We start from the raw sequence: 24,207 nt of genomic DNA, 5'->3' as shown, positions 1-24,207 counted from the left end.
GCTTTGCTATCCGCGAAGGCGGCCGCACCGTCGGCGCAGGCGTCGTCTCCAAAATCATCGCCTGATCCTTTTTGGATCGGGACGCGAAAGGCCGCCTTCGGGCGGCCTTTTTTTATGTGCGGGGCCGCCATGGGGCCAAGCCCTCTTGACGCAAGCGACCATATCGGGCAGATGGCGGCATCGCCGTCGGGACTGTCGCTTTTCCGACAGAATCGGCTGCAGCCCGTAGGGCCGCCTTTGCAAGGGCGGCCTCTACTATTTCATACGGTCCGATGCTGGCGCCGCGCGGTGCGATGTCAGCCTCTCGACTGGAACTCCCCACCAAGGGAAGTGCAATGCAAAGCCAGAATATCCGGATCCGGCTGAAAGCCTTTGACTATCGTGTGCTGGACGCCAGCACGCAGGAGATCGTCAATACGGCCAAGCGCACCGGCGCGACCGTTCGCGGCCCGATCCCGCTGCCGAACAAGATCGAAAAATTCACGGTTCTCCGTGGTCCGCACATCGACAAGAAGTCGCGCGACCAGTGGGAAATCCGCACGCACAAGCGTCTGCTGGACATCGTCGACCCGACTCCGCAGACCGTTGACGCCCTCATGAAGCTCGACCTCGCCGCCGGCGTGGATGTCGAGATCAAAGTCTGAGGAGGCAGATCATGTTGCGTACTGGTGTTATCGCCAAGAAACTGGGCATGACGCGTCTCTTCCTGGAAGATGGCCGTCAGGTTCCCGTCACTGTTCTTCAAATGGACGGCCTTCAGGTCGTCGCTCAGCGTACCGCTGACCGCGACGGCTATACGGCTGTTCAGCTGGGTGCAGGCACTGCCAAGGCCAAGCGGACCACCGCTGCCATGCGCGGTCACTTTGCTAAAGCTTCGGTCGCGCCCAAGCGCAAGATCGCGGAATTCCGCGTCGCCGAAGAAAACCTGATCAATGTCGGTGAGGAAATCACGGCTGACCACTACTTCGCCGGTCAGTACGTCGATATCGCCGGCATCTCGATCGGTAAGGGCTTTGCGGGCGCGATGAAGCGTCACAACTTCGGTGGTCTTCGCGCGTCGCACGGCGTGTCGGTCAGCCACCGTTCGCATGGTTCGACCGGTCAGTGTCAGGATCCCGGCAAGGTCTTCAAGGGTAAGAAGATGGCCGGTCACCTGGGTGCGGTTCGCGTCACCACCCAGAACCTGCAGGTCGTCCGTACCGATGCCGACCGTGGCCTGATCATGGTCAAGGGTTCGGTTCCCGGTTCCAAGGGTGGCTGGGTCACGATCAAGGATGCGGTCAAGAAGGCCACGCCCGAGAACGTCATCTATCCCGCCGCGCTGAAGTCGGCAGCCGAGGAAGCCAAGCGTCTGGCCGAGGAAGCAGCGAATGCCGCTGCAGCCGAGGAAGAAGCAGCACGCGCCGCCGCCGAGGAAGCTGCAGCCGCCGAACAGGAAGCTGCGCTGAAGGAAGCCGAGGCATCGACCGAGTCCGACAACGGCGAAGCCGCGCCGGAAGGAGACAAGTGATGAAACTCGATGTGATCAAGCTGGACGCCGGCAAAGCCGGGTCGATCGAGCTGGCCGACGATATCTTCGGGTTGGTGCCGCGTGGCGACCTCCTGCAGCGTGTCGTGCGCTGGCAGCGTGCGAAGGCACAGGCAGGCACCCACTCGGTGCTGGGCAAGTCCGACGTCAGCTACTCGACCAAGAAGATCTATCGCCAGAAGGGCACCGGCGGCGCACGTCACGGTTCCCGCAAGGCGCCGACCTTCCGTCACGGTGGTGTCTACAAGGGTCCGACCCCGCGGTCGCACGCTTTCGACCTGCCCAAGAAGGTGCGGGCCCTGGGTCTGCGTCATGCCCTGTCGGCAAAAGCAACTGCTGGTGAACTGGTGATCATTGAGGATCTGAACCTCGACAACGCCAAGACCTCGGCAGTCGCGAAGGCCGTCAAGGAAAACGGTTGGAAGCGCGTGCTGGTGATCGACGGTTCCGAAGTGAACGAGAACTTCGCCCGTGCCGCCCGCAACCTCGAAGGCGTGGATATCCTGCCGTCGATGGGTGCCAACGTGTATGACATCCTCAAGCGTGACACGCTGGTGATCACGCGCGCTGGTGTCGAAGCTCTGGAGGCTCGTCTGAAATGAGCGCGAAAGCTGAACATTACGACGTGATCGTCAAGCCGATCATCACCGAAAAAGCGACCATGACCGCCGACAACAACGGCGTCGTGTTCCAGGTGAGCAAGGATTCGACCAAGCCGCAGATCAAGCAGGCCGTCGAAGCCCTGTTCGGCGTCAAGGTGAAGGCGGTCAACACCACCATCACCAAAGGCAAGACCAAGCGTTTCAAGGGTCAACTTGGCCGTCGGGTCGACGTCAAGAAAGCCTATGTCACGCTGGAAGCCGGCAACACTATCGACGTGTCGACCGGTCTCTGATAGCAGAGCACGATTCTGCGGCCACGGGCGTGTCCCGGGGCCGCATCGACTGAAACGGACCACCTCGGTCCAAAGCAACGGAAGACAGAAAGATGGCATTGAAGTCGTATAAACCGACGACGCCTGGCCAGCGTGGGCTGGTTCTGATCGACCGTTCGGAGCTTTGGAAAGGTCGCCCGGTCAAAACCCTCACTGAGGGTCTGACCAAGAAAGGCGGCCGGAACAACACCGGACGGATCACCATGCGTCGCCAAGGCGGCGGTGCAAAGCGCCTGTATCGCATCGTCGATTTCAAGCGGACGAAATTCGACGTGGCGGCTGTTGTCGAACGCATCGAATACGATCCCAACCGCACGGCATTCATCGCACTGGTCAAGTACGAAGACGGCGAGCAGGCCTATATCCTGGCCCCGCAGCGTCTGGCCATTGGCGACAAGATCTTCGCCGGCAAGAAAGTCGACGTAAAGCCGGGCAACGCCATGCCCTTCAGCGGCATGCCGATCGGTACGATCGTCCACAACGTCGAGCTGAAGCCCGGCAAGGGCGGCCAGATCGCACGTTCGGCCGGCACCTATGCCCAGTTCGTCGGTCGCGACGGCGGCTATGCACAGATCCGCCTGTCCTCGGGTGAACTGCGCCTGGTCCGTCAGGAATGCATGGCCACCATCGGTGCCGTGTCGAACGCCGACCACTCGAACCAGAACCTGGGTAAAGCAGGTCGCAACCGCCACAAGGGCATCCGTCCTTCGGTTCGCGGTGTTGCCATGAACCCGATCGACCACCCGCATGGTGGTGGTGAAGGTCGCACGTCGGGTGGCCGCACGCCGGTCACGCCCTGGGGTAAAGACACCAAGGGCAAGAAGACCCGCAGCAACAAGGCGACCGACAAGTATATCTTGCGTTCGCGCCACGCGAAAAAGAAGGGGCGTTGATCCATGGCACGTTCTGTTTGGAAGGGCCCCTTTGTTGACGCCTATGTGCTCAAGAAAGCGGAAAAGGCCCGTGACGCGGGAAAATCCGACGTCATCAAGATCTGGTCGCGTCGTTCGACCATCCTGCCGCAATTCGTGGGTCTGACCTTCGCGGTCTACAACGGGCACAAGCACATCCCCGTTGCCGTCAGCGAAGACATGATCGGCCAGAAATTCGGTGAATATTCGCCCACGCGCACCTATTACGGTCACGCTGCGGACAAGAAAGCCAAGAGGAAGTAATCGTCATGGGTAAGGAAAACAATCCGCGCCGCGTGGCGGAGAACGAGGCCTTCGCAAAGACGAAGATGCTTCGCACCTCGCCGCAGAAGCTGAACCTGGTCGCGCAACTGATCCGCGGCAAGAAAGTCGACAAGGCCTTGGCCGACTTGACCTTCTCGCACAAGCGGGTCGCTGGCGACGTGAAGAAATGTCTTCAGTCGGCAATTGCCAACGCTGAGAACAACCACGGCCTGGACGTCGACAACCTGATCGTTGCCGAAGCCTGGGTTGGCAAGAACCTGGTGATGAAGCGTGGCCGTCCGCGGGCACGTGGTCGTTTCGGCAAGATCATGAAGCCGTTTTCGGAAATCACCATCAAGGTGCGCCAAGTCGAGGAGCAAGCGTAATGGGTCAGAAGGTCAATCCGATCGGCATGCGTCTCCAGGTCAACCGCACCTGGGACAGCCGCTGGTACGCCGACGACAAGGAATATGGCAACCTTCTGCTTGAAGACCTGAAGATCCGGGACTTCATCAAGACGGAAGCCAAGCAGGCCGGCATCAGCCGCGTCATCATCGAGCGTCCCCACAAGAAGTGCCGCGTGACCATTCACGCAGCGCGTCCCGGTGTCATCATCGGCAAGAAGGGTGCGGACATCGAGGTCCTGCGCAAGAAGCTGGCGAACTTCACCGACAGCGAATTGCACCTGAACATCGTCGAAGTGCGCAAGCCCGACATCGACGCGGCGCTGGTCGCCGAATCGATCGCCCAGCAGCTGGAGCGCCGCGTGTCGTTCCGTCGCGCCATGAAGCGTTCGGTGCAGAATTCGATGCGTCAGGGTGCCTTGGGTATCCGCGTGAACGTCGCCGGCCGTCTTGGCGGCGCCGAGATCGCCCGTACCGAATGGTATCGCGAAGGCCGCGTGCCGCTGCATACCCTGCGTGCGGACATCGACTATGCGCTCTGCGAAGCCACGACCCCCTACGGGATCATCGGCGTCAAGGTGTGGATCTTCAAGGGCGAGATCATGGAACATGATCCCCAAGCCCGCGATCGCCGCGCTGCCGAGGCCCAGGAAGGTCCGGCACCCCGTGGTCCGCGCCGCGACGCTCGGTAAGGAGTAACCAAAATGCTGCAACCGAAACGCACTAAGTACCGCAAACAGCACAAGGGCCGTATCCACGGTGATGCGAAGGGTGGTTTCGACCTGAACTTCGGCTCGTTTGCACTGAAGGCCGTCGAACCCGAGCGTGTGACCGCGCGCCAGATCGAAGCGGCACGCCGCGCGATCACGCGTCACATGAAGCGTCAGGGTCGTGTCTGGATCCGTATTTTCCCGGACGTCCCGGTTTCGTCGAAGCCGACCGAAGTCCGTATGGGTAAGGGTAAGGGCTCGGTTGATTTCTGGGCTGCCCGCGTCCATCCGGGCCGGATCATGTTCGAAATCGACGGCGTCAACGACACCATCGCCCGCGAGGCCCTGCGCCTTGGCGCGATGAAGCTGCCGGTCCTGACCCGGATCGTCCAGCGCGAAGACTGGTAAGTCGGCGGCGCGCCTGACGCGCCCTTGACGATGCCCTGACCCCGCCGGGAAACCGGCGGGGTTTCCCTTTTCCCAGACACGCCGGGATAAAGGGTTGCATAAAGACGGAATCGCCTGTATGCGCAGGCCTTCATCACGAAACTCCACCGGAATCAGGGTGGCCCTGGATGTCAGGGGCCCTCCGGTGATGTTGAAAGGAAGAGGCGTCATGGACGCGAATGAACTCAGGAATAACACGCCTGACCAGCTGAAAGACCAGCTGGTTGCGCTGAAGAAAGAAGCCTTCAACCTGCGCTTCCAGCAGGCCACCGGCCAGCTTGCAAGCACTGCGCGCATGCGCGAAGTCCGTCGTGACGTCGCCCGCGTGAAGACGATTTTGAACCAGAAAGCGGCGGAAGCCGCGGCCTCTAACTAAGGAGCCCGGCACATGCCCAAACGCATCCTGCAAGGCCGCGTCACCAGCGACAAGAACGAACAGACCGTCACCGTCTTGGTCGAGCGCCGCTTCAAGCATCCGCTGCTGCACAAGACCGTTCGGTCGTCCAAGAAATACCGCGCCCATGACGCGGAAAACCAGTTCAAGGTCGGCGATATCGTCCGTATCACGGAATGTGCGCCCATCTCGAAGACGAAACGCTGGACTGTCCTGTTGGACGAAACCGCTTCGGCATAAGTCCATCATCACAGATCAGAAATGATCGAAACCCTGGGGCCGGACGATCCGGTCTCCAAAGGTCGGGAGAAACCAAATGATCCAGATGCAGACCAATCTGGATGTTGCTGACAACTCGGGCGCTCGCCGGGTTCAGTGCATCAAGGTTCTGGGTGGTTCGCACCGTCGCTATGCGTCGGTGGGCGACATCATTGTCGTGTCCGTCAAGGAAGCCATCCCGCGGGGCCGGGTCAAGAAAGGCGATGTCCGCAAGGCCGTCGTCGTCCGCACCGCAAAAGAAGTGAACCGTGAAGACGGCACCTCGATCCGTTTTGACCGCAATGCTGCCGTCATCCTGAACAACCAGGGTGAGCCGGTCGGTACGCGTATCTTCGGACCGGTCGTTCGTGAACTTCGCGCCAAGAGCTTCATGAAGATCATCTCGCTTGCGCCGGAGGTGCTGTAATGGCTGCCAAGCTTAAAAAAGGCGACAAGGTTGTCGTGCTGGCCGGCAAGGACAAGGGCAAGCAGGGTGAAATCACCGCTGTCATGCCCAAGGACAACAAGGCCATCGTGGACGGCGTGAACGTCGCCATCCGCCACACCCGGCAGTCGCAGACCAGCCAGGGCGGACGCGTGTCGAAGGCCATGCCGATCGACCTGTCGAACCTGGCGCTGATGGACAAGGACGGCAAAGCGACCCGCGTCGGCTTCCGCGAGGAAGACGGCAAGAAGGTCCGTTTCGCCAAGACCACGGGAGACGTGATCTGATGCTGGACGCAACCAAGTACACGCCGCGTCTTCGCGCGCAGTTCAACGATTCGATTCGTGCTGCCCTGAAGGAAGAATTCGGCTACAAGAGCGACATGCAGCTGCCCCGTCTGGACAAGATCGTCCTGAACATGGGTGTCGGCGAAGCTGTCAAGGACACCAAGAAGGTCAAGCAGGCCGCTGAAGAGCTGTCGCTGATCGCCGGTCAGAAGGCTGTCATCACCTATGCCAAGAAGTCGATCGCCGGCTTCCGCGTGCGTGAAGAGATGCCGCTTGGCTGCAAGGTGACCCTGCGCGGTGACCGCATGTACGACTTCCTGGACCGCCTGATCAACATCGCGCTGCCGCGCGTCCGCGACTTCCGCGGCGTGAAGCCGACCTCGTTCGACGGTCGTGGCAACTATGCGATGGGCCTGAAGGAACATATCGTCTTCCCGGAAATCAACTTCGACAAGGTCGACGAAGTTCTGGGCATGGACATCATCATCTGCACCACCGCGAAGACCGACGCGGAAGCGAAGTCGCTGTTGAAGCATTTCAACATGCCGTTCACCAGCTGAGTCGCGGAGGGAAAGAAGATATGGCAAAGAAATCCATGGTCGAGCGCGAGAAGAAGCGCGAGCGTCTGGTTCAGAAATACGCCGCAAAGCGTGCCGAACTGAACGAGATCGTTCATGACCAATCCCGCCCGATGGAAGAGCGCTTCAAGGCCACGCTGAAGCTGGCCGAACTGCCGCGCAACTCCTCGGCTACGCGTCTGCACAACCGGTGCCAACTGACCGGTCGTCCGCATGCGTATTACCGCAAATTGAAACTGTCGCGGATCATGCTGCGCGAGCTGGGCTCGAACGGACTGATCCCCGGCCTGGTCAAGTCCAGCTGGTAAGGGGGAACACAGAATGATGAACGATCCTCTCGGCGATATGCTGACCCGCATCCGCAATGCGCAGATGCGTGGCAAATCGACCGTTCGCACCCCTGCCTCCAAGCTGCGTGCTTGGGTTCTGGATGTGCTGAAGAACGAAGGTTACATCCGCGGATACGAGGAAGTGACCAATGCCGCCGGCCATAACGAGCTGGAAATCGGCCTGAAATATCACGACGGCGTTCCGGTTATCCGTGAAGTGGCGCGTGTCTCCAAGCCTGGCCGCCGCGTCTATACCGGTGCCAAGGCTATCCCGCAGGTTCGTCAGGGTCTGGGCGTCTCGATCGTCTCGACTCCGAAGGGCGTCATGTCGGATGCAGCGGCTCGCAGTGCCAATGTTGGCGGCGAAGTTCTCTGCACCGTGTTCTAAGGAGGGCAGCAGATGTCTCGGATTGGTAAAAAACCGGTCGAACTGCCCAAGGGCGTGACGGCCGAGATCAAAGGTCAGCAGATCGAAGTGAAGGGGCCGAAAGGCACCCGCAGCTTCACCGCGACCGATGAAGTGAACATCACGCTTGACGACAACCTCGTCAGCGTTGAGCCCCGCAACAACACCAAACGTGCTCGCCAGCAGTGGGGTCTGACCCGCTCGATGGTCGAGAACCTGACGATCGGTGTGTCCACGGGCTTCAAGAAAGAACTCGAGATCCAGGGCGTGGGTTACCGCGCAACGATGCAGGGCAATGTCCTGAAGCTGGCTCTGGGTTATTCGCACGACGTGAATTTCGATGTGCCCGAAGGCGTGACCATCACGGCTCCGAAGCAGACCGAGATTGTTGTCGAAGGCATCGACCAGCAACTGGTCGGCCAGGTTGCGGCGAACATTCGCGAGTGGCGCAAGCCCGAGCCCTACAAGGGCAAGGGAATCCGCTACAAGGGCGAGTATGTTTTCCGCAAGGAAGGCAAGAAGAAGTAAGGGGCGCATGAAATGGCACTGAAGAAGCAAGAGCTGTTCCAGAAGCGTCGCTTGCGCGTGCGGAACAAACTGCGGGCAATGTCGAACGGGCGTCCGCGCCTGTCGATCCATCGCTCGTCCAAGAACATCTCGGTTCAGGTCATCGACGATCTGAAGGGCGTGACCCTGGCTTCGGCCAGCACGCTGGAGAAGGATTTCGGCCTGGTCGGCAAGAACAATGTCGAAGCGGCTGCCAAGATCGGCGCGGCAATTGCCGAGCGCGCAAAGGCAGCCGGCGTGGAAGAAGTCGTCTTCGACCGCGGTGGTTTCATCTTCCACGGCAAGGTCAAGGCTCTGGCCGAAGCCGCCCGCGAAGGTGGTCTGAAGTTCTGATATTGCGGTCGGCGCGTGTCCTTTTTGGATACGCGCCGTCCCGATGATCCGGGGATGCTTCATCCACTTGGATCGGTCAACACGGCGCGATTTGCGCGCCACCGTAAAAGGAATGCCTCATGGCAGAACGTGACAATCGCCGGGGCGGTCGCAACGACCGCGAAGAAAACCCGGAATTCCAGGATCGCCTGGTCGCGATCAACCGCGTGTCGAAAACCGTCAAGGGTGGTAAGCGCTTCGGCTTTGCTGCACTGGTCGTTGTCGGCGATCAGCGCGGCCGCGTTGGTTTCGGCAAGGGCAAGGCCAAGGAAGTTCCGGAAGCCATCCGCAAGGCGACCGAGCAGGCCAAGCGTGGTCTGATCCGCGTGCCGCTGCGCGACGGTCGTACGCTGCACCACGATATCGAAGGGCGTCATGGTGCCGGCAAGGTGATCATGCGCACCGCCGTTCCGGGTACCGGCATCATCGCCGGCGGTCCGATGCGTGCCGTTTTCGAAATGCTGGGTGTCCAGGACGTCGTGGCCAAGTCGCAGGGTTCGCAGAACCCCTACAACATGATCCGCGCAACCCTGGATGGCCTGAAAAAGGAATCCAGCCCCCGTTCGGTCGCGCAGCGTCGCGGCAAGAAAGTGGCTGACATCCTGCCCTCGAACGACAAGCCGGCTGACGCCGCTGTCGAAGCGTAAGGAGCGAGGCACATGGCAACCATCGTCGTCAAGCAGATCGGATCCCCGATCCGTCGTCCCGCCATTCAGCGTGCCACGCTGAAGGGTCTGGGCCTGAACAAGATGAACCGCACCCGCGAGCTGGAAGATACCCCGGCGATCCGCGGCATGGTCGCGAAGATCCCCCACATGGTGGTGATCATCGAAGAAAAAGCCTGATCCATCAGGATCGGCCAAGAAAGGCGCCCCGCGAAAGCGGGGCGTTTTTTATTGCGCAGCGCCTAGTCCGCCTTGTGGCAGGCATAGACGGTGCCGCCCACCGCCACCACGGACACCGCCGCCCCCGTCAGCAGGACGGGCGATGCCGCGACAGCCGCCGCCGCGCCGCCAAGCGATGCCAGCGCCCCGGAAATGGCGCTGCCGGTGCCCGAGACGATCACCGCGCCCGAACCGTCGGGCAAGGCCCGCAGGCCTTGGACGGATTTGCGCGCCGCGGCCGATCCAATCGCCGCCGCGCCGCCGCTGACCTGGTTCACCCGGTTGCAGAGGGTCGCCGACGCAACCTTGCACCGGCCCCAGGCGTCGCGTTCGCCCAGGTCATAGCCCGCCACCGAATCGGTCTGCGCATCGTGGCGCAGACAGAAGGGCTGCCGCTGGTCGTCGCTGAGTTCCGGCGTCAGGCTGCGCAGCACGACATAGCTGGGACAGTCATGCTGGCCGATCCGCGCCGCCAGCCGTTCCCGACGCGAATAGTCAGCGACCATCCCGGCTTCCTCGCGGTCATAGCCAAGGATGACATCCTTGCCGTTGATGCGGGTGTTGCAGATGGTCGGTTCGGCCGCCGGGGCCATGGTCGACAGGAAGGGCAGGGCCAGGACGGCCAGAAGGATGCGCATGTCGGGGTCTTTCGGTTCTGGTCTTTCCCAGGACTAGCGCAGGTCGTGCCGCGCTCAAGACACAAGGGCGTGGGCGATGTCCGAAAGCCCGCGGCTGTGGCAGCCAGATCGCTTGAATGCCCGATCGATTGGGCGTATAGGCCCCCGGTGCCCTGACGGGCGCCACGATTCACGAAATGACATGCCGTGTCCCCCTGTATCGCTTCTGGGGTGTGTCCGGCGAAGGAGAAGCGACATGAAACTGCATGAAATCCGCGACAACGAAGGCGCGAACCGTTCCAAGAAGCGCGTTGCGCGTGGTCCCGGTTCGGGCAAGGGCAAGATGGCCGGCCGTGGTATCAAGGGCCAGAAGTCGCGTTCGGGCGTCGCCCTGGGTGGTTACGAAGGCGGCCAGATGCCGCTCTATCGTCGTCTGCCCAAGCGTGGCTTCACCGCGCCGAACGCGAAATCGTTTGCCGTCGTGAACCTGGGCCAGATCCAGGGCTTCATCGACGCGGGCAAGATCGACGGCAAGGCCGAGCTGACCGAAGACGCGCTGGTCGCGTCGGGTCTGGTTCGCCGCAAGCTGGACGGTATCCGTCTGCTGGCCAAGGGTGAGCTGAAGGCCGGCCTGACCATCGTCGTCACCGGTGCATCGAAGGCCGCCATCGAGGCTGTCGAGAAGGCCGGCGGCAAGGTTACGTTGCCCGCTCAGGCCGCGGCTGCTGAATAAGCTGTTGATCGGGGGTTTCGCGCCCCCTAGATAGCATCTAGGTTTTCAGGCGCCGCCGGTCCCCGGAATACGGGTCGGCGGCGCTGTCATGACACGGGACGGACACACATGGCGTCAGCCGCAGAACAGATGGCCGCGAACCTCTCATGGGGTCAGCTTGGAAGGGCCACGGAACTTCGCCAACGGATCTGGTTCACGATCGGTGTCCTGATCATGTATCGCATCGGCACCTATATCCCCGTGCCGGGGATCGACGGGGCCGCCTTGCGCAACTTCATGGATCAGGCCCAGTCCGGGATCGGCGGCATGCTGTCGATGTTCACGGGTGGCGCATTGGGCCGCATGGGCGTCTTCGCCCTTGGCATCATGCCCTATATCTCGGCCTCGATCATCGTGCAGCTTCTGACTTCGATGGTTCCCTCGCTGGAACAATTGAAGAAGGAAGGCGAGCAGGGCCGCAAGAAGATCAACCAATACACGCGCTATGGCACCGTCGCCCTTGCGCTGTTCCAGGCCTACGGTCTGGCACGCAGCCTGGAAGCGGGGGGGCTGGCGCATGAAGCAGGCCTGTTCTTCCAGGCCTCCGTCGTTATCACGCTGGTCGGCGGCACCATGTTCCTGATGTGGCTGGGTGAACAGATCACCGCGCGCGGCATCGGCAACGGCATCTCGCTGATCATCTTTGTCGGCATCCTGGCCGAGATCCCGGCGGCGCTGGCGAACTTCTTTGCCCAAGGGCGTTCGGGCGCGATCTCGACCCCGGTGATCCTGTTCGTGATCGTGATGCTGATCGCCGTCATCGCCTTCGTGGTCTTCATGGAGCGGGCGCTTCGCAAGATCCGCATTCAGTATCCCCGGCGCCAGGTCGGCATGAAGGTCTATGACGGCCAGTCCAGCCATCTGCCCGTCAAGGTGAACCCCGCAGGCGTCATCCCGGCCATCTTCGCCAGCTCTCTTCTGCTGCTGCCGATCACGATCTCGACCTTCTCGGGCAACGAATCCGGCCCGATCATGTCGACGATCCTGGCCTATTTCGGCCCCGGCCAGCCCCTGTACCTGCTGTTCTTCGCGTCGATGATCGTGTTCTTCACGTATTTCTACACGCAGAACGTGTCGTTCAAGACCGATGATGTTGCCGACAACCTGAAGAATCAGGGCGGCTTCATTCCGGGCATCCGGCCCGGCAAGCGCACGCAGGAATATCTGGACTATGTCGTGAACCGCGTCCTGGTCATCGGTTCGGCCTATCTGGCGCTGGTCTGCCTGATGCCTGAAATCCTGCGCACGCAGTTCTCGATCCCGGTCTATCTGGGCGGCACCTCGGTGCTGATCGTGGTTTCGGTGACGATGGACACGATCAACCAGGTCCAGAGCCATCTGCTGGCCCACCAATACGAAGGGCTGATTGAGAAATCCCAGTTGCGCGGTAAGCGTAAGCCGGGAACCGCCAAGCCGCGCCGCGCACCGTCGCGCCGCTGACCAGGCGGACGACGCCTTAAACATGACGCGAAAAATGGCCCAAGACAGGCCAGCCTGAGGGGGACACGCCATGACCATCAACATCATCCTGCTGGGGCCTCCGGGTGCCGGCAAAGGCACTCAGGCCCGCCGCCTGGTCGAGGAACGGGGCTTGGTCCAGTTGTCTACCGGCGACATGCTGCGGGCCGCACGCAGCTCGGGCACCGAGATGGGCCAGCGCGTCGCCGAGGTCATGGACCGTGGCCAGCTGGTCACCGATGAGATCGTGATCGGCCTGATCCGCGAACAGCTGGCCAAGGGTGGAAACGGCTTCATCTTCGACGGCTTCCCCCGCACTCTGGCGCAGGCCGACGCGCTTGGGGATCTGCTGGCCGATACCGGCATGTCGCTGGATGCCGTCATCGAGATGCAGGTCGACGACGAGGCGCTGGTGCGTCGCATCACCGGCCGCTTCACCTGCGGCAATTGCGGCGAGGTCTATCACGACGAGACCAAGCCCACCGCCCAGGCAGGTGTCTGTGATGTCTGCGGGTCGACCGATCTCAAGCGTCGCGCCGACGACAACGAAGACAGCCTGAAGACCCGGCTGCTGGAATATTACAAGAAGACGTCGCCGCTGATCGGCTATTACTATGCCAAGGACAAGCTGGCTCAGGTCGATGGGCTGGCACCCATGGATCAGGTCGGCGCGGATATCGCCGGGGCCCTGGAGGCCTGAGCCAAAGCGATGCGGAACCGGGCTTGACCCGGTCCCGCTCTGTCGATAAATCACGGCATCTCGTAAGAGAATCGCCCGGCAACGGGTGGTCATCGATTTGGCCCGAAGGCATGGCTTTCGGGCCTTGCGTTGTGAAAAAAGGTTCCGGTGCTACGGAACCGCAACTGAAAAGGAAAACGCGTGGCTCGTATTGCTGGCGTCAACATTCCGACGGGGAAACGCGTCCCCATCGCACTGACCTATATCCACGGCATTGGCGACATGTTTGCCAAGCAGATCTGCGAAGCGACCGGGATCGACCTGACCCGCCGCGTCAATGAACTGTCGGATGCCGAAGTCCTGTCGATCCGCGAATACATCGACGCGAACCTGACCGTCGAAGGCGACCTGCGCCGCGAAGTTCAGATGAACGTCAAGCGCATGATGGATCTGGGCTCCTATCGCGGTCTTCGCCACCGTCGCGGCCTTCCGGTCCGCGGTCAGCGCACGCACACCAATGCGCGCACCCGTAAAGGCCCGGCAAAAGCCATTGCCGGCAAGAAGAAATAAGGGGTAGCGACATGGCACGTGATAAAACTCGCATGAAGCGTAAAGAGCGCAAGAACATCGCCACCGGCGTTGCTCATGTGAACTCCAGCTTCAACAACACCAAGATCCTGATCTCGGACGTTCAGGGCAACGCGATTGCGTGGTCCTCGGCCGGCACGATGGGCTTCAAGGGTTCGCGCAAATCGACCCCCTACGCCGCTCAGATGGCTGCCGAAGATGCCGGCCGCAAGGCGCAGGAACACGGCGTTCGCACGCTGGACGTCGAAGTTCAGGGCCCCGGTTCGGGCCGTGAATCGGCCCTGCGCGCGCTGGCTGCTGCAGGCTTCAACATCACGGCAATCCGTGACGTGACGCCGATCGCCCATAACGGCTGCCGTCCTCCGAAGCGTCGCCGCGTCTGATTTCGGATCATCAACGACCGGACCGCACGTATTCCGCGCGGTCCGGATTTTCGCATTTCACCTCGGGCGTTTCCGACTTTGGTCATGAGACGGGGACAGGTATGGAGGCAAACCCATGATCCACAAGAATTGGGCCGAACTGATCAAGCCGACTCAGTTGGCCGTCAAGCCGGGCGCAGACGCGACCCGCACGGCGACCGTGGTCGCCGAACCGCTGGAGCGCGGCTTCGGCCTGACGCTTGGCAACGCGCTGCGCCGTGTCCTGATGTCGTCGCTGCAAGGCGCGGCCATCACCTCGGTCCAGATCGACAACGTCCTGCATGAATTCAGCAGCGTCGCCGGTGTTCGCGAGGATGTCACCGACATCGTCCTGAACCTCAAGGGCGTCACGCTGAAGATGGACGTCGAAGGCCCCAAGCGTCTGACGCTGTCGGCCAAGGGTCCGGGCGAGGTCAAGGCAAGCGACATCCAGGAAACGGCCGGGATCACCATCCTGAACCGCGACCATGTTATCTGTCACCTGGATGACGGCGCCGACCTGAACATGGAACTGACCGTGCAGACGGGCAAGGGCTATGTCGCGGCCGACAAGAACCGTCCCGAAGATGCCCCCATCGGCCTGATCCCGATCGACGCGATCTTCTCGCCGGTCAAGCGCGTCAGCTATGAAGTCACCCCGACCCGCGAAGGTCAGGTACTGGATTATGACAAGCTGACCATGAAGATCGACACCGACGGGTCGCTGACCCCGGAAGACGCCGTGGCCTATGCCGCGCGCATCGTCCAGGATCAGCTCTCGGTCTTCGTCAACTTCGACGAGCCGGAAGCCGCCAGCCGTCAGGACAGCGACGAGGGTCTGGAATTCGATCCGCGTCTGCTGAAGAAGGTCGACGAGCTGGAGTTGTCGGTCCGTTCGGCGAACTGCCTGAAGAACGACAACATCGTCTATATCGGCGACCTGATTCAGAAGACCGAAGCCGAGATGCTGCGCACCCCGAACTTCGGCCGCAAGTCCTTGAACGAGATCAAGGAAGTGCTGTCGGGCATGGGTCTGCATCTGGGCATGGATGTGGTCGATTGGCCGCCGGAGAACATCGAAGACCTGGCAAAGCGTTTCGACGACCAGTTCTGAGATTGCGGCGGGGCGCCTGATGGGCGCCTTGCCACACGATGGGCGCAAGCCCCAAGGAGAGCGGTCCGCTACGCATGGGCCGCCGGACAAAGCAAAAGACGTTTTAGGAGAATATCATGCGTCACGCACGTGGCTATCGCCGCCTCAACCGTACCCACGAACACCGCAAGGCGCTGTTCGCCAACATGTCCGGCTCGCTGATCGAGCACGAGCAGATCAAGACCACCTTGCCGAAAGCCAAGGAACTGCGTCCGATCATCGAAAAGCTGATCACGCTGGCAAAGCGCGGCGACCTGCACGCACGCCGCCAAGCCGCGTCGCAGCTGAAGCAGGACATGCATGTCGCCAAGCTGTTCGACGTTCTGGGTGAGCGTTACAAGGATCGCCAAGGTGGCTATGCCCGCATCCTGAAGGCCGGTTTCCGTTACGGCGACATGGCACCGATGGCCATCATCGAGCTGGTCGACCGCGATACCTCGGCCAAGGGTGCTGCGGACCGCGCACGTCTGGAAGCAGAGTTCGCCGCCGAAGAATGATCCCCGGATCACCGTCAGGTTGAATCAACCCCGTCGTGCAGCCGCATGGCGGGGTTTTTTCACCACTTGCATGACGTGACGTTACGCAATCTTTGCACGTGAAACTTCCACGCAACCCGATGCTTGAAGTAGGCTTGCGCAATGTGGCTGCGCGCGCCCCATGACTTTCAAGGAGGAAATTCGATGTATCAGGCGGAATTCTTACGCCCATTAACTTGCGGGAAACTATATCACCGCAAGCTGACCATGAAGATTCTTCCCTCTCCTTGCAACTTGTACAAAAAACCATGTCATCTCGTGCAGATATAAACGCCGGACTCGCGAAGCTGGGCAAGCTTGCCCACTCGGGGTATTTTGTCGGTCTGCACATCCGCTTTGCGGCGCCGTTGATGCAGTTTCAGACCTATTCCGAGGAATGGTCGGAATTCTATTCGCAAAACGGCTATGCTCTGCGGGATCCCACGATCGCTTGGGGCTTTTCGACGACCGGCGCGTGCCGCTGGTCGGCGCTGCCAATTCCCGACCCCTTCAACATCCTGCGCGAGGCTGCGAATCACGGCCTCACCTATGGTCTGACGGTGTCGAACGGACCCATCTCGTCGCGGACGATCGCCTCCTTCGGGCGGGCCGACCGCGAATTCACCGATGACGAGATCGAGCAGATCTCGGTCACGATAAAGCGGCTTCATGAAATCACAGAGCCGCCTGCGAGCCTGACAAAAGCTCAGAAAGAAGCCCTTCGCTGCATTGCACAGGGTGACCGTCACGCGGCGGCGGCTGCAAAGCTTGGAATTACCGAAAGCGCATTCAAGGCGAGGCTTATTTCAGTCCGTGAACGGCTGAAGGCGAGAACGACCGCCGAGGCGCTGCAACGGGCCAAGGAATACCGTTTGCTGTAAATGTCACCTTGGGGTCCGCATGGCAGGGAAGGGGGCCCTTACACCCCAGGAGCATCGAATGCAGATCACGACCCTGTCCTTTTCAAACCTTCATAACCACGGTGAATTGTTCGCCAATCTTTTCCGGGCCAGAAAGCAGAGCTTTATCGTTCACAAGAACTGGGATCTTCCAGAATCGGACGATATGGAGTTCGACCAGTATGACACCCCCCAGAGCCGCTGGATCGCCATCCACGACATGGGCGAGGTTCTGGCAGGCATCCGCCTGACGCCGACCACGGCCCGCTGCGGCATCTATTCCTACATGATCCGGGACGCGCAGGAAGGCATCCTTGGCGGATCGATCCCGCAGGATCTGCTGGATCAGAAGGCGCCGGTCGATCCGCATGTGTGGGAATGTTCGCGGGTCTTCGTCAGCCATTCGATCCCGCAGATGTATCGTCGCAAGGTGCATTTCAAGATGGTCGAGGCGATGACATCCTCGGCCCGCGACCTTGGCGCCACCAAGCTGATCGCGCTGACCGGGGCCAACTGGCCACGCTGGTACGGCCGCTGCGGACTGACCGCCGAAGCCTTGGGCCGCGAGATGTGGATCGACGACGGTCATTTTCAATGCGTGGCCATCGATCTGGCGTCCAAGATGCACTGACGGTCGCGAATGGGGGCTGTTGCATGCGGTGCGACGGCCCTAGACTGCGCCATCATGGCTGACCTGTTCGATACGTCCCCGACTCCGACCCCGAACCCCGCGGCTGGCAGCGGTCCAAGGCCGCTGGCGGACCGCATCCGTCCCTCTCGCCTGTCCGAGGTGATCGGGCAAGGCAAGGTGCTGGGACCCGACGGCCCGCTTGGCAGCATGCTGGCGGCGAACAGCCTGTCTTCGCTGATCCTGTGGGGCCCGCCCGGCGTCGGCAAGACGACCATCGCCCGCCTGCTGGCGGACGAAACCGATCTGGCCTTTGTCCAGATCAGCGCAATCTTCACCGGTGTCCCTGATTTGCGGAAGGTCTTCGATGCGGCCCGGCTGCGGGCCAGTCAAGGGCGTGGAACGCTGCTTTTCGTCGACGAGATCCACCGATTCAACAAGGCGCAGCAGGACAGTTTCCTGCCGCATATGGAAGACGGCACAATTCTGCTGGTCGGGGCGACGACAGAGAACCCCAGCTTCGAGTTGAACGCCGCCGTCATGTCGCGGGCGCAGGTCATCGTGCTGGAGCGTCTGTCGCTGGCCGACCTGGAACTGATGGCCCAACGCGCCGAGCGCGAGATCGGTCGTAAGCTGCCGCTGACCGCCGAGGCGCGCGACGCCCTGCTGGAGATGGCGGATGGTGACGGCCGCGCGGCGCTGAACCTGATCGAGCAGGTGGCGGCGTGGAAGACCGACGGCAAGATCGATCGCGATGCCTTGGCGCAGCGCCTGATGAAGCGGGCGGCGAAATACGACAAGTCGGGGGATGAACATTACAACCTGATTTCGGCGCTGCACAAATCCGTGCGGGGCAGCGATCCCGACGCGGCGCTTTACTGGTTTGCGCGCATGCTGGAGGGCGGCGAGGACCCCCGATACCTGGCGCGGCGCATCACCCGCATGGCGGTCGAGGATATTGGCCTGGCCGATCCCGCCGCGGCGCGTCACTGCCTGGATGCCTGGTCGATGTATGAACGCCTTGGCAGCCCCGAAGGGGAACTCTCACTGGCTCAGGCGGTGCTGTATCTGGCACTGGCCCCGAAATCGAACGCAGGTTACGCCGCCTACAAGAATGCCCGCGCCGAGGCACGGCGCACCGGCAGCCTGACGCCACCTGCCCACATCCTGAACGCCCCCACCAAGATGATGAAGGAGCAGGGCTATGGCGCCGGATATGCCTATGACCACAATGAGGAGGATGGCTTCAGCGGGCAGAACTATTTCCCTGACGGCATGAAGCGGCCCGTGCTCTATAACCCGGTCGAGCGGGGGTTCGAGCGGGAATTGAAACGCCGCCTGGACTGGTTCGTGGCACAGCGCCTGAAGCGCGGCGGTTGACTTTGTCCGCTGCTGGCGACACACCCGCGCGATGATGAATCCCTTTCTTCAAGTCGCGATCGGCGGTGCGCTTGGCGCCACCGGTCGTTTTGCCGTTTACCGGATGATCCCGCCTCATTGGGCCGGGCTTGGCCTTGCGACGGGTGTGGTGAACATTGTCGGGTCGTTCCTGATGGGGCTGCTGGCGGCGCTGTTCGCGCATCGTCTTGGAAACGCCTATGCGCCCTTGCTGCTGACGGGGTTTTTGGGGGGGTTCACGACGTTTTCGGCCTTTTCGCTGGATGTGCTGACGATGTGGGAACGGGGCCAAGGCGCGATTGCCCTGGCATATGTGGCGGGCACGGTCCTGCTGTCGCTGGCGGCCGTCATGGCGGGGCTGGCCTTGGGTCGAGGAATATGGGCATGAGCGGCGTACAGACAATCCAGGTCACCGAAGAGGACGGCGAACAGCGGCTGGACCGCTGGTTGCGCAAGCGTTTCCCGCATGTGTCGCAGGTGGCCATCGAAAAGCTGTGCCGCACGGGCCAGCTGCGGGTCGATGGCGGCCGCGTCAAGGGCGCCACCCGCGTGCAGCCCGGCCAGGAGATCCGCATTCCGCCCATGCCCGAACCGGGGCCGGCGCGCGAACGCAGCGAACGCCCCCTGGGACCGCAGGTCAACCATGCCGACGAGCAGATGATTCAGGAGGCCGTCCTGTGGAAGGACGACCATATCATCGCGCTGAACAAGCCGCCGGGCCTGCCCAGCCAAGGCGGCAGCGGTCTTGGCGGTCGCCATGTGGATGGGCTGACCACCGCGCTGATGTTCGGCTACAAGGAACGTCCCAAGCTAGTGCACCGGCTGGACAAGGATACTTCGGGGATCCTGCTGCTGGCGCGCACCGACCGGATCGCCCGCGCCCTGTCCGAGGCCTTCCGCCTGCGCAGCACGCGCAAGATCTATTGGGCGGCCGTCGCGGGCGTGCCCCATCCCCGGATGGGCACGATCCGCTATGGCCTGGTCAAGGGCGGCCATCGCGGCGGGGATGAGAAGATGATCGCCGTCCATCCCCGCGACATCGACAAGACCGAAGGCGCCAAGCGCGCCACCACCGATTACGCCGTGCTGGACGCCCTTGGCACGCGCACCAGCTGGTGCGCGCTGGTGCCGATCACCGGCCGTACTCACCAACTGCGGGCGCATATGGCCGAACTGGGCCATCCCATCGTCGGCGACGGCAAATATGGCGGCTCGGGCCAGGAAAACCTGGGCGATGGCTGGGGCGCGCAGCTGGGCGGAGAGATCAGCAAGAAGCTGCATCTGCACGCCCGCAGCCTGACCTTCGATCATCCGATCACCAAAAAGCGCATCACCTTGACCGCGCCGTTGGCCGAACACATGTCCCGCACGTGGAAATCGCTTGGCTGGCATGAAAACGACGTGCCCGCCGATCCCTTCGCGGAGGACGAATGAGGCTTGTCGTCTTCGATGTCGATGGCACGTTGGTCGACAGCCAGGGGCTGATTCTGACGGCCATGGACAGCGCCTTCGCGGGGGCGGGGTTGGCGCCTTTGCCGCGCGAACAGGTCCTGTCCATCGTCGGGCTGTCCCTGCCGGTGGCCGTCGCGCATCTGCTGCCCGGTGCCTTGCCCGATCAGCAGGACCGGGTGGTCGAAGGTTACAAGACCGCCTATGCCGCCGCCCGTGCCGCGCAGGCCGCGCCGCTGTATCCGGGCGTGGCCGCATGTCTGGACCGGCTTTCGGCGCGCGACGACCTGCTGTTGGCGGTGGCTACGGGCAAGTCGCGCCGGGGTCTGGACGCGGTTATAGCGGGCCATGGCTGGCGGGGCCGCTTCATCAGCCTGCAGACTGCGGATGGGCATCCGTCCAAGCCGCATCCCTCGATGCTGCATGCCGCGATGTCGGATGCCGGGGTCGGTCCCGCCGATGCGGTGATGATCGGCGACACCAGCTTCGACATGCAAATGGCACGGAATGCCGGCATGGCGGGCTTTGGCGTCGCATGGGGGTATCACACCCGCGATGCGCTGTTGCAGACCGGGGCGTCGCGCATCTTCGACGATTTCGCATCCCTCACCCAAGCCATCGAGGAGTGGTCGGCATGACCGAATGGAAAGCACGCCGGTTCTGGAAAGCCGCCGCAACCCGCCCCGTCGGCGACGGATGGGAGATCGCTTTGGACGACCACCCCCTGCGCACGCCCGGCAAGAAGCCCCTGATCCTGCCGACCCAGGACCTGGCGCTTGCGGTGGCGCAGGAATGGGACGCGCAGGACGACATCATCCGCCCCGACACCATGCCCCTGACGCGAGCCGCCAATTCGGCCGTCGAAAAGGTGGCCCCCCAGTTCCAAGGGGTTGCGACCATGCTTGCCGAATATGGCGGCACCGATCTGCTGTGTTATCGGGCAACCGAGCCCCAGCCGCTGATCCGCCTTCAGGCCGAGGCTTGGGACCCGCTGATCGAATGGGCGGCCACCTGTCACGAGGCCCCGCTGCACGTCACCCATGGCGTCATTCCAGTCGACCAGCCGGCCGAATCGCTGATGCGTCTGCATGGCCAGGTGGCGGGGCTGGACCTGTATGGACTGACGGCGCTGCATGACCTGGTGACGATTCCGGGGTCTCTGGTCCTGGGGCTGGCCGTCGTCCAAGGCCGGATTGACGCAACGGAATCCTTCCGCCTGTCGCGCGTCGACGAGGAGTTCCAGATCGCCAATTGGGGCGAGGATGAGGATGCCCAGCAGGCTGCGGCCGCGCGTTTGCTGGCGATGAAACAGGCAGAGCGCCTGTGGCATCTGTCGCGCCGGGGTTGAAAGCGCTTCGCGGTTGGCCTGCGGTTCTTGACGCGGGGCTTTGTATCGGCACAATGTCGCCTATTGGGGCAACGAAACTGCGCCGAGAAAAAGAACAAGGACCGGAAATTCGGTCCATCCCGCGTCAGGCCGATCCTGTCGGTCCCGGCGCTCCAACACAGAGGTAGCAATGACAAAATCGGTTTTCCTGGGAACAGTGGCCGCAGCGACGTTGATCGCCGGCATGGGCATGGCCCAAGAAGGTTCGACCCTGGCCCAGGTCAAGGAACGCGGCGAGCTGAACTGCGGCGTCAACACCGGCCTGGTGGGCTTTGCCGCCCCCGATGCGAACGGCAACTGGGCAGGCTTCGACGTGGCGCTGTGCCGCGCGGTCGCTGCGGCGGTCCTGGGTGATGCATCCAAGGTCAAGTTCGTCCCAACCACCGGCCAGACGCGCTTCACGGCCGTCAGCTCGGGCGAGGTGGATGTCCTGGCCCGCAACTCGACCTGGACCTATTCGCGCGACACCGACCTGAAGCTGGATTTCGTGGGCGTCAACTATTACGACGGCCAAGGCTTCATGGTGAACAAGGAACTGGGCGTCACATCGGCCAAGGAACTGGACGGCGCGACGATCTGCATCCAGACCGGCACCACGACCGAGCTGAACTTGGCCGATTACTTCCGCGCCAACCAGATGGAATACACGCCCGTCAACATTGACAGCAACGCCGAGGGTGAACAGCAGTACATGGCTGGAGCCTGCGATGCCTATACCACCGACGCATCCGGCCTTGCCGCGACCCGCGCCGCCTTCGCCAACCCCGAGAACCACATCATCCTGCCCGAGATCATCTCGAAGGAACCGCTTGGGCCGGCCGTTCGCCATGGCGACAACAACTGGGGCGACATCGTCCGCTGGACGCTGAACGCCCTGATCGCCGCCGAGGAATATGGCGTCACCTCGCGCAACATCGAGGAACTGGTCCGGTCTTCGGAAAACCCCGAGGTCCAGCGCCTTCTGGGCACGACTGACGAACTGGGCGCCATGATGGGGCTTGATGCCGATTGGGCCAAGCGCGCCATCCTGGCCAGCGGCAACTATGGCGAGATCTTCGCCGCCAATATCGGCGAACAGACCCCGATCGGCCTGGCCCGCGGCTTGAACGCCCAGTGGACACAGGGCGGGCTGCTTTACGCACCTCCGTTCCGCTGATCCGGACGGACTAAGGGACCGGGCCCCTGCTGGGCCCGGTCCGCACCCTTCGGGGCCCTTCCAACAACGACAAACCCGCCACCGACATAAACGGCGCAAAGCCGTACCGGCGGGCCACAGGGGTAAAACAAGATGACGGACGTCTCGGCATCGGCGCATGCGTCGTTCCGGCCCAGCATGCTGATATATGATCGGCGCTATCGGTCCCTGACCTTTCAGGTCATCGTGTTCATACTGGTCATGGCCGCCTTGTGGTGGCTGATCGGGAACACCATCAGCAACCTGAACGCCATGGGCAAGAGCTTCGATTTCGGCTTCCTGTTCCAGCGCGCGGGATACGACATCTCCGGGACGCCCATCCCTTACACGGGCAATGATTCCCACCTGCGCGCGACGATGGTCGGCCTGCTGAACACCTTGATCGTGTCGATACTGGGTTGCATCGCGGCCACGATCCTGGGGGTCGCGGTCGGCGTGGCACGCCTGTCCAAGAACTGGCTCTTTGCCCGGCTGATGACGGTCTATGTCGAGATCTTTCGCAATATTCCCCTGCTTTTGTGGATCCTGGTCATCTATGCCGTCTTCACCGAGATCCTGCCCGCCCCCAACGCCTATCGCGGAGAGAGCCCCGCCTGGTCGATGATCCTGTTCGACCATGTCGCGCTGACCAACCGCTATACCGCGATCCCGACGCTTGGCATGGACAATGATCCCGGCAGCCTGGACCTGGGCGCCCGCGTCACCGTCAACTGGGCGACCATCGCCTTCGTCGTGGCACTGGTCGGCGGCTGGTTCATCCGTCGGGCGATCAACGCGCATGCCCAAAAGGTTCAGGACCGCACCGGCATCCGCCCTGCGACGCTGTGGAAGAACCTGGCGGTCATGATCCTGCCGTCGCTGTTCCTGATCTGGTACTTCGGGCTGCACCTGCTGGCGCCATCGCTTCAGGGCTTCAACTTCACGGGCGGGCTGAACATCACGAACTCGCTGGTGGTGCTGTGGCTGGCGCTGACGCTCTATACCGCCGCCTTCATCGCGGAAATCGTGCGCGCCGGCATCCTGGCCGTCAGCCGCGGCCAGTCCGAGGCCGCCTTCGCCTTGGGTCTGCGCCCCAAGCGCACGATGAACCTGGTGATCCTGCCGCAGGCGCTGCGGGTGATCATTCCGCCGCTGATTTCCCAGTATTTGAACCTGACCAAGAACAGCTCGCTGGCGATCGCCGTGGGCTACATGGATCTGCGCGGCACGCTTGGCGGGACGACGCTGAACCAGACCGGCCGAGAGCTGGAAGCCATCGTCCTGATGATGCTGATCTATCTTGCCCTCAGCCTGATCATCTCGGCGGGCATGAACATCTTCAATTCCCGCGTCAAACTGAAGGAACGGTAA

General features: G+C 62.2%; 37 protein-coding genes. 36 read left to right on the top strand and 1 reads right to left on the bottom strand.

Features of this window, described 5'->3' with window-relative positions:
- The first annotated feature begins 335 nt into the window (after positions 1 to 335).
- From rpsJ to rpmD, 20 genes are all read left to right on the top strand, one after another.
- Complete coding sequence (gene rpsJ / locus DKT70_RS03890) at positions 336 to 644, top strand: 30S ribosomal protein S10 (protein WP_042247848.1); 309 nt, start codon at positions 336 to 338, stop codon at positions 642 to 644.
- Positions 645 to 655: 11 nt separating this feature from the next.
- The gene (gene rplC, locus DKT70_RS03885) at positions 656 to 1,510 is read left to right on the top strand and encodes a 50S ribosomal protein L3 (RefSeq protein WP_111557845.1); all 855 of its coding nucleotides are present in this window, start codon (positions 656 to 658) and stop codon (positions 1,508 to 1,510) included.
- Positions 1,510 to 2,130, top strand: a complete 621-nt coding sequence (rplD, locus tag DKT70_RS03880) for a 50S ribosomal protein L4 (RefSeq protein WP_072295587.1) — start codon at positions 1,510 to 1,512, stop codon at positions 2,128 to 2,130. The genes rplC and rplD overlap by 1 nt, the downstream gene beginning before the upstream one ends.
- On the top strand, positions 2,127 to 2,423 hold the full coding sequence (locus DKT70_RS03875) for a 50S ribosomal protein L23 (protein WP_072295585.1): 297 nt from the start codon (positions 2,127 to 2,129) through the stop codon (positions 2,421 to 2,423). Before rplD ends, DKT70_RS03875 begins: the two co-directional genes overlap by 4 nt.
- 92 nt (positions 2,424 to 2,515) lie before the next feature.
- Entirely contained in the window at positions 2,516 to 3,355 is an 840-nt protein-coding gene (rplB, locus tag DKT70_RS03870) for a 50S ribosomal protein L2 (protein ID WP_072295583.1), read from the top strand.
- Positions 3,356 to 3,358: 3 nt separating this feature from the next.
- Positions 3,359 to 3,637 carry a 30S ribosomal protein S19 gene (rpsS, locus tag DKT70_RS03865; protein WP_072295582.1) on the top strand — a complete coding sequence of 93 codons (279 nt, stop codon included), beginning with the start codon at positions 3,359 to 3,361 and terminating at the stop codon, positions 3,635 to 3,637.
- Positions 3,638 to 3,642: 5 nt separating this feature from the next.
- Positions 3,643 to 4,023 (top strand): 50S ribosomal protein L22, encoded by a 381-nt coding sequence (gene rplV, locus DKT70_RS03860; protein WP_072295580.1) that lies wholly within the window; start codon positions 3,643 to 3,645, stop codon positions 4,021 to 4,023.
- Positions 4,023 to 4,733: a 30S ribosomal protein S3 gene (gene rpsC / locus DKT70_RS03855; RefSeq protein ID WP_072295578.1), complete on the top strand. Its 711-nt coding sequence runs from the start codon at positions 4,023 to 4,025 to the stop codon at positions 4,731 to 4,733. The genes rplV and rpsC overlap by 1 nt, the downstream gene beginning before the upstream one ends.
- Positions 4,734 to 4,745: 12 nt before the next feature.
- Positions 4,746 to 5,159: a 50S ribosomal protein L16 gene (gene rplP, locus DKT70_RS03850; protein ID WP_072295576.1), complete on the top strand. Its 414-nt coding sequence runs from the start codon at positions 4,746 to 4,748 to the stop codon at positions 5,157 to 5,159.
- Between the two features lie 208 nt (positions 5,160 to 5,367).
- Positions 5,368 to 5,574, top strand: coding sequence for a 50S ribosomal protein L29 (gene rpmC / locus DKT70_RS03845; RefSeq protein WP_072295575.1), 207 nt, complete (start codon positions 5,368 to 5,370; stop codon positions 5,572 to 5,574).
- Between the two features lie 12 nt (positions 5,575 to 5,586).
- On the top strand, positions 5,587 to 5,832 hold the full coding sequence (rpsQ, locus tag DKT70_RS03840) for a 30S ribosomal protein S17 (RefSeq protein ID WP_072295574.1): 246 nt from the start codon (positions 5,587 to 5,589) through the stop codon (positions 5,830 to 5,832).
- A 76-nt stretch (positions 5,833 to 5,908) separates the two neighbouring features.
- Entirely contained in the window at positions 5,909 to 6,277 is a 369-nt protein-coding gene (gene rplN, locus DKT70_RS03835) for a 50S ribosomal protein L14 (RefSeq protein WP_072295573.1), read from the top strand.
- Positions 6,277 to 6,582, top strand: coding sequence for a 50S ribosomal protein L24 (gene rplX / locus DKT70_RS03830; protein WP_072295572.1), 306 nt, complete (start codon positions 6,277 to 6,279; stop codon positions 6,580 to 6,582). The genes rplN and rplX overlap by 1 nt, the downstream gene beginning before the upstream one ends.
- Positions 6,582 to 7,142, top strand: a complete 561-nt coding sequence (rplE, locus tag DKT70_RS03825) for a 50S ribosomal protein L5 (RefSeq protein WP_111557844.1) — start codon at positions 6,582 to 6,584, stop codon at positions 7,140 to 7,142. The genes rplX and rplE overlap by 1 nt, the downstream gene beginning before the upstream one ends.
- A gap of 20 nt (positions 7,143 to 7,162) precedes the next feature.
- Positions 7,163 to 7,468, top strand: a complete 306-nt coding sequence (rpsN, locus tag DKT70_RS03820; protein WP_072295569.1) for a 30S ribosomal protein S14 — start codon at positions 7,163 to 7,165, stop codon at positions 7,466 to 7,468.
- A gap of 16 nt (positions 7,469 to 7,484) precedes the next feature.
- Positions 7,485 to 7,877 carry a 30S ribosomal protein S8 gene (gene rpsH, locus DKT70_RS03815; protein WP_072295664.1) on the top strand — a complete coding sequence of 131 codons (393 nt, stop codon included), beginning with the start codon at positions 7,485 to 7,487 and terminating at the stop codon, positions 7,875 to 7,877.
- 12 nt (positions 7,878 to 7,889) lie between these two features.
- On the top strand, positions 7,890 to 8,423 hold the full coding sequence (gene rplF, locus DKT70_RS03810; RefSeq protein ID WP_072295567.1) for a 50S ribosomal protein L6: 534 nt from the start codon (positions 7,890 to 7,892) through the stop codon (positions 8,421 to 8,423).
- Between the two features lie 12 nt (positions 8,424 to 8,435).
- Positions 8,436 to 8,795 carry a 50S ribosomal protein L18 gene (gene rplR / locus DKT70_RS03805; protein WP_111557843.1) on the top strand — a complete coding sequence of 120 codons (360 nt, stop codon included), beginning with the start codon at positions 8,436 to 8,438 and terminating at the stop codon, positions 8,793 to 8,795.
- A gap of 119 nt (positions 8,796 to 8,914) precedes the next feature.
- The gene (gene rpsE, locus DKT70_RS03800) at positions 8,915 to 9,481 is read left to right on the top strand and encodes a 30S ribosomal protein S5 (RefSeq protein ID WP_072295565.1); all 567 of its coding nucleotides are present in this window, start codon (positions 8,915 to 8,917) and stop codon (positions 9,479 to 9,481) included.
- Between the two features lie 12 nt (positions 9,482 to 9,493).
- Positions 9,494 to 9,679: a 50S ribosomal protein L30 gene (gene rpmD, locus DKT70_RS03795; protein WP_072295563.1), complete on the top strand. Its 186-nt coding sequence runs from the start codon at positions 9,494 to 9,496 to the stop codon at positions 9,677 to 9,679.
- A gap of 62 nt (positions 9,680 to 9,741) precedes the next feature.
- On the opposite strand, the gene DKT70_RS03790 is transcribed toward rpmD, so the two are convergent.
- Complete coding sequence (locus tag DKT70_RS03790) at positions 9,742 to 10,356, bottom strand: hypothetical protein (RefSeq protein ID WP_111557842.1); 615 nt, start codon at positions 10,354 to 10,356, stop codon at positions 9,742 to 9,744.
- Positions 10,357 to 10,591: 235 nt separating this feature from the next.
- Here DKT70_RS03790 and rplO point away from each other — a divergent pair, with 235 nt between their 5' ends.
- From rplO to DKT70_RS03710, 16 genes are all read left to right on the top strand, one after another.
- Positions 10,592 to 11,068: a 50S ribosomal protein L15 gene (gene rplO, locus DKT70_RS03785; RefSeq protein ID WP_111557841.1), complete on the top strand. Its 477-nt coding sequence runs from the start codon at positions 10,592 to 10,594 to the stop codon at positions 11,066 to 11,068.
- Between the two features lie 108 nt (positions 11,069 to 11,176).
- A complete protein-coding gene (gene secY, locus DKT70_RS03780) occupies positions 11,177 to 12,547 on the top strand; it encodes a preprotein translocase subunit SecY (RefSeq protein WP_111557840.1) in 1,371 nt (456 codons plus the stop codon).
- Between the two features lie 70 nt (positions 12,548 to 12,617).
- Positions 12,618 to 13,265 carry an adenylate kinase gene (locus DKT70_RS03775; RefSeq protein WP_111557839.1) on the top strand — a complete coding sequence of 216 codons (648 nt, stop codon included), beginning with the start codon at positions 12,618 to 12,620 and terminating at the stop codon, positions 13,263 to 13,265.
- A 180-nt stretch (positions 13,266 to 13,445) separates the two neighbouring features.
- Positions 13,446 to 13,814, top strand: coding sequence for a 30S ribosomal protein S13 (gene rpsM / locus DKT70_RS03770; RefSeq protein WP_072295555.1), 369 nt, complete (start codon positions 13,446 to 13,448; stop codon positions 13,812 to 13,814).
- A gap of 11 nt (positions 13,815 to 13,825) precedes the next feature.
- Complete coding sequence (gene rpsK / locus DKT70_RS03765; RefSeq protein WP_042247912.1) at positions 13,826 to 14,215, top strand: 30S ribosomal protein S11; 390 nt, start codon at positions 13,826 to 13,828, stop codon at positions 14,213 to 14,215.
- A 115-nt stretch (positions 14,216 to 14,330) separates the two neighbouring features.
- Positions 14,331 to 15,347, top strand: a complete 1,017-nt coding sequence (locus DKT70_RS03760; RefSeq protein ID WP_072295554.1) for a DNA-directed RNA polymerase subunit alpha — start codon at positions 14,331 to 14,333, stop codon at positions 15,345 to 15,347.
- A 116-nt stretch (positions 15,348 to 15,463) separates the two neighbouring features.
- Positions 15,464 to 15,883, top strand: a complete 420-nt coding sequence (gene rplQ / locus DKT70_RS03755) for a 50S ribosomal protein L17 (RefSeq protein ID WP_072295553.1) — start codon at positions 15,464 to 15,466, stop codon at positions 15,881 to 15,883.
- Positions 15,884 to 16,170: 287 nt separating this feature from the next.
- Positions 16,171 to 16,782: a helix-turn-helix transcriptional regulator gene (locus tag DKT70_RS03750; RefSeq protein ID WP_072295552.1), complete on the top strand. Its 612-nt coding sequence runs from the start codon at positions 16,171 to 16,173 to the stop codon at positions 16,780 to 16,782.
- Positions 16,783 to 16,840: 58 nt separating this feature from the next.
- Entirely contained in the window at positions 16,841 to 17,431 is a 591-nt protein-coding gene (locus DKT70_RS03745; RefSeq protein WP_072295551.1) for an acyl-homoserine-lactone synthase, read from the top strand.
- 54 nt (positions 17,432 to 17,485) lie between these two features.
- Positions 17,486 to 18,808: a replication-associated recombination protein A gene (locus DKT70_RS03740; protein ID WP_111557838.1), complete on the top strand. Its 1,323-nt coding sequence runs from the start codon at positions 17,486 to 17,488 to the stop codon at positions 18,806 to 18,808.
- Positions 18,809 to 18,839: 31 nt separating this feature from the next.
- A complete protein-coding gene (locus tag DKT70_RS03735; protein WP_111557837.1) occupies positions 18,840 to 19,214 on the top strand; it encodes a fluoride efflux transporter FluC in 375 nt (124 codons plus the stop codon).
- A complete protein-coding gene (locus DKT70_RS03730; protein ID WP_111557836.1) occupies positions 19,211 to 20,260 on the top strand; it encodes an RluA family pseudouridine synthase in 1,050 nt (349 codons plus the stop codon). Before DKT70_RS03735 ends, DKT70_RS03730 begins: the two co-directional genes overlap by 4 nt.
- Complete coding sequence (locus tag DKT70_RS03725) at positions 20,257 to 20,913, top strand: HAD-IA family hydrolase (RefSeq protein WP_111557835.1); 657 nt, start codon at positions 20,257 to 20,259, stop codon at positions 20,911 to 20,913. Before DKT70_RS03730 ends, DKT70_RS03725 begins: the two co-directional genes overlap by 4 nt.
- Entirely contained in the window at positions 20,910 to 21,623 is a 714-nt protein-coding gene (locus tag DKT70_RS03720; protein WP_111557834.1) for an ATP12 family chaperone protein, read from the top strand. Before DKT70_RS03725 ends, DKT70_RS03720 begins: the two co-directional genes overlap by 4 nt.
- A 169-nt stretch (positions 21,624 to 21,792) precedes the next feature.
- Positions 21,793 to 22,818 carry an amino acid ABC transporter substrate-binding protein gene (locus tag DKT70_RS03715; protein WP_072295545.1) on the top strand — a complete coding sequence of 342 codons (1,026 nt, stop codon included), beginning with the start codon at positions 21,793 to 21,795 and terminating at the stop codon, positions 22,816 to 22,818.
- Between the two features lie 132 nt (positions 22,819 to 22,950).
- Positions 22,951 to 24,207: an amino acid ABC transporter permease gene (locus tag DKT70_RS03710; RefSeq protein WP_111557833.1), complete on the top strand. Its 1,257-nt coding sequence runs from the start codon at positions 22,951 to 22,953 to the stop codon at positions 24,205 to 24,207.

Origin of the sequence: Paracoccus sediminilitoris (assembly GCF_003259195.1) — a bacterium.
Taxonomy (GTDB): domain Bacteria; phylum Pseudomonadota; class Alphaproteobacteria; order Rhodobacterales; family Rhodobacteraceae; genus Paracoccus; species Paracoccus sediminilitoris.
This window is presented reverse-complemented; position numbering and strand designations above follow the sequence as displayed.